Source organism: Vibrio ponticus, from assembly GCF_009938225.1.
Classification (GTDB): Bacteria; Pseudomonadota; Gammaproteobacteria; order Enterobacterales; family Vibrionaceae; genus Vibrio; species Vibrio ponticus.
The window spans coordinates 500580-512474 of sequence record NZ_AP019657.1 but is presented as its reverse complement, the minus strand read 5'-3'; the positions used below and the strand labels follow the sequence as shown (position 1 = coordinate 512474).

Genomic DNA, 11895 nt, shown 5'->3' with positions numbered 1-11895 from the left:
GTGACGAATAAACATGATCACGGATTTGTTGGCTATTTTACTTCTTTGTCTAGTTTGTATGTTGTTTTGGCAGCAACGACGCCAATCTGAACTGGCTAAACTTGCTATCCAACGCAAATGTGACCAACTCGATCTGCAGTTAATTAGTACCGCTTTAAAAGCCCATAAAATCAAAACGCCAGACGGAGTCTGGCGTTGGCATACGGTCTATCAATTTGAATTTTCGTCACTTGGTGATGATTGCTATCAAGGTGAGTTAACTATGATAGGCTTTCAAGTAGTTCATTTTCATTTACCGCCTCATCGGATGTAAATTGAAATTCATAGAAAGGTCCATAAGCGTCGCTGTTGAGACCTTTTTTTTCAAACCCAAGTTTCTCTAAAATGCGGATAGAGGCAAAATGATCGACATTTGCCGTCGCTCTCACTGAGGCTAAATTTAAATCTCGCATTGCTTTAGTGAAAAAAGCACCTAAAGCTTCAGTTGCAATACCCTGCCCCCAATAAGCCTTATCAAAGATAAATACTAATTCAGGTTCAGTGGCGATATCGTGAATGGAAATATGACCAATATATTCACGAGTAAAATTATCTAACACCGCTCGGGTATAACGAGTGTTGTCACTTAGAATACTTTGAAATACTTCTCTAGCTTTAGACACAGTGTATGGACCGTTCATTTGCGCACGGTTTTTCACACAGCAGTTAAGTACCACAAAGTCAGATAATAACGAGTCATTATAAGGTACTAATAATACGCGTCGAGTTGCGATAGTCACAAATCTTCCTTGCTTTCAGCAAACTTAAATTAAGCTCTTCACTTCTCAATAAAAAATGTATAAACAAACCATTTGAGATTGTTCAATAGTTTGCATATATAAGCCGATACGTTAGCCGACGTATAGCAAAACCTAAGCTAGAAAAGCTAAGGTAAATCGCGTTTAATTTTTATTTTAATAAAGATAGGTGGTAGCCAGAGATTAAAAATCTGGGAATAGAATAGCTTAGGCGAGCGCCCTTTGAATCCATTCGTCTATCATCCTTAATGGCTATTTCCTAATCAATAGCCGCTGCGTTACTTTAGCAAAACCAACTAAAGTCACAGTTTCCTTAATGTTAACCTTATAAATAAGGCTCTTTTTTGAACGCACAATGTAACTGAAAATCCATTTCAAACAATGATCTATCTCGCATATCTTCATTTGTAAGAACAAATGACGCATATCGTATTTTCATATTTTTCAAATGGTTATTGAAAGCTAAAAACAATCAACAATTTACACCATGGACATTAACTTACATGCAGAATGGTTAATCTCTTACACGAAACTACCATTTTTACCATTCGCCATAGCTAATATAAGGCGGTAAAATTAGAACCAGATCCGGTTTACCGATTATAAAACTCACAAGGAAAGATAATGCTTACTAAAGATGTTAGCCAAGAGTTAGAACAGGTTATTGAGACACTGGTTCAAGAAGGCAAAGAGCCAACCGTTGCTTTGGTCAAAGCACGATTAAAAACATCAATTCCTATGCCGGCTCTTATCAGTACGATTAAAAGCTGGAAAAACTCTCAACGTGTACCAAAAATTGAAGTCTCGGCTGAGAGTAAACCGCAACCAGACCGCATCACTGAACTGGAAGCGCAGGTAAAAGATCTGCAGCAACGACTGGCTGCGATTGAAGCGAAGCTGTAATAGATTGGAACATTCAGCGCCAATGCGCTGACTACGGATTACGGATTACGGATTACGGATTACGGATTACGGATTATCGTTACACCCAGCAACGGCATCTACAACATTTTCTGCCGCAAACTTATCCCGAAGTGAAGCTTTAGCTTCACGTTCCCAACTCCGTAAACGAATCTCTGATTCGTGTTCCCCAAGCAAAGCCTCAGCTTTGCGTTCCCGCATCCAAGAGCGCAGCTCGTCGCCAAAAAAGAAGGCCCAGCCGAAGCTGAGCCTTTGATCTTCTTTTATTGCAGCGAAATTACCAACCGGTCACTTCGCGAAGCGCTTTACCGATGTCGGCTAGAGACTTAACCGTCTTAACACCGGCTTCTTCAAGAGCCGCGAATTTATCTTCAGCAGTACCTTTACCACCAGAGATGATCGCGCCAGCGTGACCCATACGCTTACCTGGAGGCGCCGTTACACCTGCAATGTAAGAAACCACAGGTTTAGTCACATTGTCTTTGATAAATGCAGCTGCTTCTTCTTCCGCTGTACCACCGATTTCACCGATCATCACAATCGCTTCTGTCTCTGGGTCTTCTTGGAATAGCTTTAAGATGTCGATAAAGTTTGAGCCCGGAATTGGGTCACCACCGATACCAACACAAGTCGATTGACCAAAACCTTCGTCGGTAGTCTGCTTAACGGCTTCATAAGTCAATGTGCCAGAGCGCGATACGATACCCACCTTACCTTTCTTGTGGATATGACCCGGCATGATACCAATCTTACACTCATCCGGCGTAATAACACCTGGACAGTTAGGACCAATCATCACAACACCCGCTTCGTCTAGACGTACTTTTACGTCCAACAGGTCAAGTGTTGGGATACCTTCTGTGATCGTCACAATCAACTTCACGCCAGCATCAATGGCTTCAAGGATTGCATCTTTACAGAAAGGCGCAGGAACGTAGATAACTGATGCAGTTGCACCGGTCACTTCTACCGCTTCACGTACCGTGTTAAACACTGGTAGACCTAGGTGAGTTTGACCACCTTTGCCTGGTGATACACCACCAACCATTTGTGTGCCGTAAGCGATAGCTTGCTCAGAGTGGAACGTACCTTGACCACCTGTGAAACCCTGACAGATAACTTTAGTATCTTTATTAATTAGTACTGACATTATTTGCCCTCCGCTGCCGCAACTACTTTTTCTGCTGCTTCAGTTAAAGAGTTTGCAGCGATGATATTTAGACCACTTTCAGCCAGTTTCTGCGAGCCTAGCGGTGCATTGTTACCTTCCAGACGAACAACGACTGGTACTTCAACGCCAACTTCTTCAACAGCGCCAATGATACCTTCTGCAATCAGGTCACAACGAACGATGCCGCCGAAAATATTAACCAGTACCGCTTTCACATTGCTGTCAGATAGGATGATCTTGAAGGCTTCAGTAACACGCTCTTTAGTTGCGCCGCCGCCTACATCAAGGAAGTTTGCCGGTTGACCGCCATGTAGGTTTACGATATCCATCGTACCCATCGCCAGACCTGCGCCGTTAACCATACAGCCGATGCTGCCATCCAGAGCTACGTAGTTAAGCTCCCATTGCGCTGCATGTGCTTCGCGCTCATCTTCTTGTGAAGGATCGTGCATCTCACGCAGCTTTGGCTGACGGTAAAGTGCGTTAGAGTCGATATTAATTTTACCGTCTAGACACAGTAGATCACCTGCTCCAGTGATAACCAGAGGGTTGATTTCAAGTAGTGCTAGATCATATTGAGCAAACATTTCACCAAGACCAACAAAGATCTTCACGAACTGTTTGATTTGGTCACCTTTAAGACCAAGTTTGAATGCCAGTTCACGACCTTGGTAAGCCTGTGGACCAACAAGCGGATCGATAGCGGCTTTGTGGATGAGCTCTGGCGTTTCTTCTGCCACTTTCTCAATTTCCACACCACCTTCTGTCGATGCCATGAATACGATGCGCTGAGTCGAACGGTCAACTACCGCGCCCAAGTAAAGCTCGTTAGCAATGTCAGATGCTTCTTCAACCAAAATTTTAGACACTGGCTGACCATTGGCATCTGTTTGGTAAGTTACTAGGTTTTTACCTAGCCACTTTTGAGCAAATTCTTTCACGCCATCTTTGGTGTCATGCAATTCAACGCCACCCGCTTTACCGCGGCCACCAGCGTGTACCTGACACTTAACGACTTTCTTCTCTGTGCTAATGCGACCTGCTGCTTCGAACGCTTCTTGTGGGGTATCACAAGCGTAACCTTCCGGCACAGGCAAACCGAATTCTGCAAACAGCTGTTTGGCTTGGTATTCATGCAAATTCATTTTGATATTCCGTTTGTTCTTCCCTTAAGGGATTTATAATTTCCATTAACGTTGCAGTAGAACTCTGCTTACACGTCTGTAGGGTCTTCTCATATCAATCGCAATACGATTCAAATGAAGGCCAGACAGTTGAGCCAGTCTAGCCCCGTGAGCTAAAGGCGTCGAGTCATCCAAGACAACTCGACGTTTTAGCGATATTAAACGTCTAATAACAGACGCGCTGGATCTTCTAGTAGCTCTTTAATCGTTACTAAGAAACCCACTGACTCGCGACCATCGATTAAACGGTGGTCGTAAGATAGAGCTAGGTACATCATTGGTAGAATTTCTACCTTGCCATCCACAGCCATCGGACGATCTTGGATCTTATGCATACCCAAGATAGCTGATTGTGGCGGGTTAATGATTGGTGTTGACATCAACGAGCCAAATACACCACCGTTAGTGATAGTGAAGTTACCGCCCATCAACTCATCAACCGTTAGCTTGCCATCACGACCTTTGATCGCTAGCTCTTTGATGCCTTTTTCAATGTCAGCAAAGCCTAATGTGTCGCAGTCTTTTAACACTGGAGTCACGAGACCGCGTGGCGTAGACACTGCCATGCTGATATCGAAGTAGTTGTGATAAACAATGTCATCACCGTCAATCGACGCGTTCACTTCTGGATAGCGTTTGAGTGCTTCCGTTACCGCTTTCACGTAGAAAGACATGAAGCCAAGACGAATACCGTGACGATCTTCGAATTGGTCTTTGTACTGTTTACGAAGATCCATGATTGGCTTCATATTCACTTCGTTAAACGTGGTTAGCATTGCGGTGCTGTTCTTCGCTTCTAGAAGACGGTTTGCCACTGTCTTACGTAGACGAGTCATTGGCACACGTTTCTGGCTGCGCGCTGCTGCTGGAGCTTGCGCCACTGGCTCTTCTGCTTTAGCACTCGATTTCGCGTTAGCTAAATGCGCTTCGACATCTTCACGAGTAATACGACCACCAACACCAGAGCCTTTCACTTGAGAAGCCTCTAGACCATGCTCAGCAAGTAGACGACGAACCGCTGGGCTTAGCGCATCGTTGCTCTCTTCTGTTAATGCCGCTTTATGACGCTTGTCTGGCGATGCCTCGGTCTCAGCAGTGGTATCTGTTGTTGGTTCACCAGCAACGGCACCCGGCTTCAACTTAGCGATTAGCTGCTTAGAAAGTACTGTCGCACCTTCTTCTTCAATAATGGCTTCTAAAACGCCTGCTTCTGGAGCAGGAACTTCAAGTACAACCTTATCGGTTTCGATATCTACAAGAACTTCATCACGCTCAACCGTGTCACCCGGTTGCTTGTGCCATGTAGCGACGGTTGCGTCTGCAACTGATTCAGGTAAATCTGGAACCAGAATTTCAATTGTCATTTCTATCTTCCTTATGCTTCTAGTTCTTTATCTGAGGTTTTCGAATCTGATGTATTAGAACCAGTGGTCAAAGCGTCTTCTACTAACGCTTTTTGTTGTTTCAAGTGTACCGACATGTAACCTACCGCCGGAGATGCTGAAGCTGGGCGGCCTGCATACTTAAGATCAGCGCCCGCTGGGATAGCAGCGCGGAAATTATGCTGGCTACAGTACCAAGCGCCTTGGTTTTGTGGCTCTTCTTGGCACCAGACAAAATCTTCAACATTGGTGTATTGAGCAATCGCTTCTTTCACTTCTTCCAATGGGAATGGGTAAAGCTGCTCGATACGCACGATAGCAACATCGTCTTGCTCGTTCTTGCGGCGTTGTTCAAGCAGGTCGAAATAAACCTTACCAGAACAGAACACTACGCGTTTCACCTTGCTTTCTTCCAATGGGTCAATTTCTGGAATTGCAGGTAAGAACGTGCCGTCCGATAAATCTTCTAAACTTGAAACACATAATGGGTGACGTAGCAGTGATTTCGGTGACATCACAATCAGTGGGCGACGCATTGGACGCACAACTTGACGACGAATCATGTGATACACCTGAGCTGGTGTTGATGGAACAACCACCTGCATATTCTGCTCAGCACAAAGCTGTAGATAACGCTCTAGGCGCGCCGAGGAGTGCTCAGGGCCCTGACCTTCATAACCATGTGGCAGAAGCATTGTTAGACCACACAAACGTGCCCACTTTTGCTCACCAGAGGAGATAAATTGGTCAATCACAACCTGTGCGCCGTTGGCAAAGTCACCAAACTGCGCTTCCCAAATGGTTAAACCACTCGGCTCAGCCGTTGCGTAGCCATATTCAAACGCCAATACCGCTTCTTCAGACAGCACTGAGTCAATCACTTGGAAAGGTCCCTGCTTATCATGAATATTCGCTAGAGGAATATAGGTGCTCGCATCAGATTGGTTGTGCAGTACTGAATGACGGTGGAAGAAAGTACCACGTCCAGAATCCTGACCTGAAATACGAATGCGCTTACCATCATCAACTAAGGTCGCGTAAGCCAAGGTTTCTGCCATACCCCAATCAACCGCTTTCTCACCGCTCATCATTGATAGACGATCGTTGTAAAGCTTGTTAACTCGGCTTTGTAGCTTGTGACTATCTGGGTACTGACATAGACGGTTACCGAGTTCAACTAGGCGATCTTTGTCGTACTGACTATTCCAAGGTGTATCCCAGTCGTGACCTAGATATGGAGACCAGTCTACTGAATGTAAAGCCATTGGACGCCACTCTTTAACCACCACTTCACCACGGTCTAATGCGTCACGGTAATCATTGATTAGCGCTGTTGCCGTCTCAATGTCGTTATCACCGCGCTCAATCAGAACGTCAGCATAGAGCTTACGTGGCGTTGGATGCTTCTTGATTTTTTGATACATCAACGGTTGAGTCGCATTTGGCTCATCCGCTTCGTTGTGGCCATGACGACGGTAACAAACCAAGTCAATCACGACATCACGCTTAAATTCATTACGGTAATCAAGTGCAATGCGTGTAACAAACGCCACTGCCTCTGGATCATCCGCATTCACGTGGAAGATAGGTGCCTGTACCATCTTAGCGATATCAGTACAGTACATGGTTGAACGCGTGTCGTTCGGATTCGACGTTGTGAAACCAACTTGGTTATTCACTACGATACGAACCGTACCACCTACACGGTAACCACGCGATTGTGACATGTTAAATGTCTCAGCAACCACACCTTGACCAGCCACCGCTGAGTCACCGTGAATCGTAATTGGTAGTACTGTGCTGCCATTCTTATCGCCAAGGCGATCTTGGCGCGCACGTACCGAGCCAATCACTACTGGGTTTACAATCTCTAGGTGCGATGGGTTAAACGCCAATGCTAAGTGAACATCACCACCCGGTGTCGCGAAGTCTGCCGAGAAGCCTTGGTGATACTTAACATCGCCCGTACCCCAAGAATCACTATGTTTACCGGCAAACTCGTCAAACAGATCTTGCGGCTTTTTACCCAACACGTTAACTAACATGTTTAAGCGACCACGGTGAGCCATACCAATAACCACCTCACGCATACCGCTCTTACCAGCATGTCGAATCAGTTCTTTAGTCATTGGGATTAGCGCATCACCACCTTCTAGAGAGAAGCGTTTTGCACCAGGGAATTTTGCACCCAAATAGCGCTCAAGGCCTTCCGCTGCTGTTAGCTCTTCTAGAAAGTCACGTTTTTCTTCTGCAGTAAATGTCGGTTGACCAACCACAGATTCTAAACGTTGTTGGATCCAACGTTTCTGTTCTGTGTCGGTCATGTGCATGTACTCAGCACCGATCGATCCACAGTAGATTTTCTTCAATGAGGAATAGATGTCTTTTAGCTTCATGGTCTCTTGACCAATCGCAAAAGAGCCAACGTTAAATGTTTCTTCTAAGTCATCATCGTTGAGATTGTGGAAGGAAGGGTCTAGCTCTGCCACCGTAGGGCGGTTCCATAGACCTAGAGGATCAAGATCAGCTGCTTCATGACCGCGGAAACGGTACGCGTTGATCAGCTGTAGAACTTTTACTTGTTTAGCATCGACGTCGGGGTCACTAACTTGGACATTGTAATGCTTTGTTTCTTGAGCGAGTCGACGGAAGTAATCACGGACACGTGAGTGCGGTTGTTCCACCACATCTTGCGATGGTTTTGGCAAACCATCAAATACACGAATCCACTCCTCACTTACCAGATCGGGGTCACTGAGATACAATTCGTAGAGATCCTCTACGTATGTCGCATTTGCGCCTGCCAAGTGTGAAGACTCGAGCCATGCCTTCATCACACCGTTGTGCATATTTTCCCTTAACCAGTAGTTTTCACGTTTGCAGCGGTCTATGCCGCGCTTCTATTGAATAGGCCGCTACCCGAAATTGAATAGCGGCAATTTTATCAGTTCACTAAACCGAGCGATTCACCAACATCGACTTGATGTGACCAATTGCTTTCGTAGGATTTAGTCCCTTAGGACAAACACTTACACAATTCATGATGCCATGGCAACGAAAAACACTAAATGCGTCGTCGAGATCGGACAATCGTTCATCAGTTGCCGTATCTCGGCTGTCAATTAGCCAACGATAAGCGGCTAATAGACCAGCAGGTCCGATGAATTTATCAGGGTTCCACCAGAACGATGGGCATGAAGTGGTACAACATGCACACATGATACATTCATACAAACCATCAAGATGCGCACGATCTTCTGGCATTTGTAGATTCTCACGTGACGGCGGCATCACGCCATCAGAGATCAAGAATGGTTTCACCTTCGCGTAGTTATCGTAGAACTGAGTCATATCGACAATCAGATCACGTACGACTGGTAATCCAGGCAGTGGACGAATCACGATTTTATCGCCCTGCAGAGCAGAAAGCGGGGTGATACATGCCAAACCATTTTTACCATTCATGTTCAAACCATCTGAACCACAAACACCTTCACGGCATGAACGACGGAACGCAATACTAGGGTCTTGTTCTTTCAATAGGATAAGTGCATCAAGCACCATCATATCGGAACCTTCCTCGACCTCAAGCGTGTAGTCTTTCATGTAAGGCTTGTTATCAACATCAGGGTTATAGCGGTACAAAGAGAAGTTAAGTTTCATTTTTTATTCCTCCCTTAGTACGTACGAACTTTCGGCGGGAACGCATCACGATGCACAGGTGTCATGTTGACATCACGCTTCGACATCTGTTCCGTTTCCGGGTTATAGATTGAGTGACATAGCCAGTTCTCATCATCACGCTCAGGGAAGTCAAAGCGAGCATGTGCGCCACGGCTTTCTGTACGGTAGTTAGCCGCAACCGCAGTTGAGAAAGCAGTCTCCATTAAGTTGTCTAGTTCTAGACACTCAATACGTTGAGTATTGAACTCTTTCGACTTGTCAGATAGATGCGCTTCTTTTAAGCGCTCACGAATCACTTTCAACTCTTCTAGACCGGTAGCCATTGCATCGCCTTCGCGGAATACCGAGAAGCTATTCTGCATGCACTGTTGCAGATCTTTACGAATTTGGAATGGGTCTTCACCGCTTGCGCTATTCTCCCAACGCATTGTACGTGCCAACGACGCTTCGATATCTGACTCAGACGCAGGGCGTGCTTCAGATTGTGCCGCAAGTGTTTCACCAAGGTGTAAACCAGTTGCACGACCAAATACCACCAAATCAAGTAGTGAGTTACCACCTAGACGGTTAGCACCATGCACCGATACAGACGCGATTTCACCACAAGCAAATAGACCTTGAACTTCGACATCGCCACCGTCTGCTGTTTGCTTAATCGCTTGACCTGAAACCTGTGTTGGCACGCCACCCATCATGTAGTGACAAGTTGGGATAACTGGAATCGGTTCTTTCACTGGATCAACATGCGCAAAGGTACGAGATAACTCACAGATACCTGGCAGACGCGACTCAAGCACTTCTTTACCTAGGTGATCCAGTTTCAGTTTAATGTGTGGACCCCATGGACCATCACAGCCGCGACCTTCACGGATCTCAATCATCATTGAACGTGCAACAACGTCACGACCAGCTAAGTCTTTCGCGTTTGGTGCGTAACGCTCCATAAAGCGCTCGCCATCTTTGTTAAGTAGGTAACCACCTTCACCACGACAGCCTTCTGTCACCAGTACACCGGCTCCCGCAATACCCGTAGGGTGGAACTGCCACATCTCCATATCTTGCATCGGTACGCCAGCACGCAGAGCCATACCAACACCATCACCAGTATTGATGTGTGCATTGGTTGTCGATGCGTAAATACGACCAGCACCGCCCGTAGCAAGGATGGTTGCTTTTGATTTGAAGTAAACAATTTCACCCGTTTCCATGCAGATAGCGGTACAACCGACCACGGCACCATCTTGGTTCTTCACCAAATCCAGTGCATACCACTCGGAAAAGATCATCGTTTTGTGTTTCACGTTTTGCTGGTACAACGTATGCAGCAATGCGTGACCAGTACGGTCAGCAGCCGCAGCCGTACGTGCCGCTTGCTCGCCACCAAACTCTTTAGACTGACCACCAAATGGACGTTGGTAAATTGAACCGTTGTCAAAACGTGAAAATGGTAAACCCATTTTTTCAAGTTCGATTACCGACTCAGGACCATTCTTACACATGTATTCGATCGCATTTTGGTCACCAATGTAGTCCGACCCTTTTACGGTGTCGTACATGTGCCACTGCCAATCATCCTTGTGTGAGTTACCTAACGCTACCGTGATACCGCCTTGTGCTGATACCGTGTGCGAACGTGTAGGGAAAACTTTTGAAAGTAGAGCACAAGTTAAACCTTGCTCTGAAATTTGTAGAGCGGCACGCATACCTGCACCGCCTGCGCCGATTACCACGGCATCGAATTCACGAACTGGAATAGACACTTACGCACCCCACAGAATAAACAGACCAGAGAAGAAGTAGCCAAGCAATAGCGCGACTACGCCGACTTGCAAACCACCGCGCAACTTAGTGCACTTGATGTAGTCAGTCAGCACCTGCCACAAACCGATCCAAGCGTGAATCAACACGCAAGTCAGTGCGACCATTGTGAATGCTTTGGTGAAGTTACCAGCAAAAAACTGGCTCCATGATGCGTACGAGATATCAGCAAAAGCCACAAAGCTCACTAGATAAATCGTGTATAACGTCATAATGATTGCAGTTGCACGAATCAATAGGAAATCATGCACACCATTACGACCAAATGATGAAACGTGGTTTACCATACCAATACCCCCGCCAATAGAGACAGCACAGCTGTAACACCAAATGAAACCTTCGCGCTCATCGCGCCAGTGTCCAGCTCTTCAAAATAGCCTAGGTCCATCAACAAGTGACGAACGCCACCCACAATGTGGTAGGCCAAAGCGGTTAGGATTCCCCACAGGATAAACGTGAAAAACCAGCCATCAACAATATCGACAGCTTTCATATATCCGACAGGAGATGATAGAGATAAAGACAGCAACCATAACAGGATACCGACTGCTACAAACGTGATCACACCGGAAACTCGGTGAAGAATAGATGCGATAGCAGTGATCGGAAAGCGTATGGTTTGCAAGTCTAGGTTTACAGGTCTTGACTTTCTTTCTTTCACGGGCTTGCTCACTCAGCTCACTAGAGCATTTATAGTTATTGACGAAACTTGGAAGCTGAACCCTTTAAAATTATAACATTCCGATAACAAAACCCAACAAAAGCAAACGAGTTAATTGTAAACAAATTGTTAACATCAAGGCTTAAGAAAATAGACGATAATTCTTTCAATCCTTGAATTTATTAGGTTTCTCCCAGATTTCACGCCACCAATATACGGTTGGCAACATTCTAATACAATTAGCGTAACAATTTTTGCTACACAGAACAGATTTTTA

At 45.7% G+C, this 11895-nt stretch carries 11 protein-coding genes; 2 read left to right on the top strand and 9 right to left on the bottom strand.

Features of this window, described 5'->3' with window-relative positions:
- The first annotated feature begins 13 nt into the window (after positions 1 to 13).
- The gene (locus GZN30_RS02260) at positions 14 to 313 is read left to right on the top strand and encodes a DUF3301 domain-containing protein (RefSeq protein WP_075650486.1); all 300 of its coding nucleotides are present in this window, start codon (positions 14 to 16) and stop codon (positions 311 to 313) included.
- Here the strand turns inward: GZN30_RS02260 and GZN30_RS02255 are convergent.
- Positions 261 to 779, bottom strand: coding sequence for a GNAT family N-acetyltransferase (locus tag GZN30_RS02255; protein ID WP_075650488.1), 519 nt, complete (start codon positions 777 to 779; stop codon positions 261 to 263). The genes GZN30_RS02260 and GZN30_RS02255 overlap by 53 nt on opposite strands.
- 642 nt (positions 780 to 1421) lie before the next feature.
- On the opposite strand from GZN30_RS02255, the gene GZN30_RS02250 reads away from it, so the two are divergent.
- Positions 1422 to 1700, top strand: a complete 279-nt coding sequence (locus GZN30_RS02250; protein WP_075650490.1) for a hypothetical protein — start codon at positions 1422 to 1424, stop codon at positions 1698 to 1700.
- Between the two features lie 295 nt (positions 1701 to 1995).
- On the opposite strand, the gene sucD is transcribed toward GZN30_RS02250, so the two are convergent.
- From sucD to sdhC, 8 genes are all read right to left on the bottom strand, one after another.
- On the bottom strand, positions 1996 to 2868 hold the full coding sequence (sucD, locus tag GZN30_RS02245; protein ID WP_075650492.1) for a succinate--CoA ligase subunit alpha: 873 nt from the start codon (positions 2866 to 2868) through the stop codon (positions 1996 to 1998).
- Positions 2868 to 4034, bottom strand: a complete 1167-nt coding sequence (gene sucC / locus GZN30_RS02240) for an ADP-forming succinate--CoA ligase subunit beta (RefSeq protein ID WP_075650494.1) — start codon at positions 4032 to 4034, stop codon at positions 2868 to 2870. Before sucC ends, sucD begins: the two co-directional genes overlap by 1 nt.
- 197 nt (positions 4035 to 4231) lie before the next feature.
- Positions 4232 to 5437 carry a 2-oxoglutarate dehydrogenase complex dihydrolipoyllysine-residue succinyltransferase gene (gene odhB / locus GZN30_RS02235; protein ID WP_075650496.1) on the bottom strand — a complete coding sequence of 402 codons (1206 nt, stop codon included), beginning with the start codon at positions 5435 to 5437 and terminating at the stop codon, positions 4232 to 4234.
- Between the two features lie 11 nt (positions 5438 to 5448).
- The gene (gene sucA, locus GZN30_RS02230) at positions 5449 to 8304 is read right to left on the bottom strand and encodes a 2-oxoglutarate dehydrogenase E1 component (protein WP_075650498.1); all 2856 of its coding nucleotides are present in this window, start codon (positions 8302 to 8304) and stop codon (positions 5449 to 5451) included.
- Between the two features lie 103 nt (positions 8305 to 8407).
- Complete coding sequence (locus GZN30_RS02225) at positions 8408 to 9118, bottom strand: succinate dehydrogenase iron-sulfur subunit (RefSeq protein WP_075650500.1); 711 nt, start codon at positions 9116 to 9118, stop codon at positions 8408 to 8410.
- A gap of 14 nt (positions 9119 to 9132) precedes the next feature.
- Entirely contained in the window at positions 9133 to 10899 is a 1767-nt protein-coding gene (gene sdhA, locus GZN30_RS02220; RefSeq protein WP_075650502.1) for a succinate dehydrogenase flavoprotein subunit, read from the bottom strand.
- Complete coding sequence (sdhD, locus tag GZN30_RS02215) at positions 10900 to 11244, bottom strand: succinate dehydrogenase, hydrophobic membrane anchor protein (protein ID WP_075650504.1); 345 nt, start codon at positions 11242 to 11244, stop codon at positions 10900 to 10902.
- On the bottom strand, positions 11238 to 11630 hold the full coding sequence (gene sdhC / locus GZN30_RS02210; protein WP_075650506.1) for a succinate dehydrogenase cytochrome b556 subunit: 393 nt from the start codon (positions 11628 to 11630) through the stop codon (positions 11238 to 11240). The genes sdhD and sdhC overlap by 7 nt, the downstream gene beginning before the upstream one ends.
- Positions 11631 to 11895 lie beyond the last annotated feature (265 nt).

Excerpts from the sequence above, each read along its gene's own strand:
- GZN30_RS02260 (WP_075650486.1), top strand. The coding sequence starts at position 14 with ATGATCACGGATTTGTTGGCTATTTTACTTCTTTGTCTAGTTTGTATG.
- sdhD (WP_075650504.1), bottom strand. The coding sequence starts at position 11,244 with ATGGTAAACCACGTTTCATCATTTGGTCGTAATGGTGTGCATGATTTC.
- GZN30_RS02225 (WP_075650500.1), bottom strand. The coding sequence starts at position 9,118 with ATGAAACTTAACTTCTCTTTGTACCGCTATAACCCTGATGTTGATAAC.
- sucA (WP_075650498.1), bottom strand. The coding sequence starts at position 8,304 with ATGCACAACGGTGTGATGAAGGCATGGCTCGAGTCTTCACACTTGGCA.
- odhB (WP_075650496.1), bottom strand. The coding sequence starts at position 5,437 with ATGACAATTGAAATTCTGGTTCCAGATTTACCTGAATCAGTTGCAGAC.
- sucD (WP_075650492.1), bottom strand. The coding sequence starts at position 2,868 with ATGTCAGTACTAATTAATAAAGATACTAAAGTTATCTGTCAGGGTTTC.
- GZN30_RS02250 (WP_075650490.1), top strand. The coding sequence starts at position 1,422 with ATGCTTACTAAAGATGTTAGCCAAGAGTTAGAACAGGTTATTGAGACA.
- sucC (WP_075650494.1), bottom strand. The coding sequence starts at position 4,034 with ATGAATTTGCATGAATACCAAGCCAAACAGCTGTTTGCAGAATTCGGT.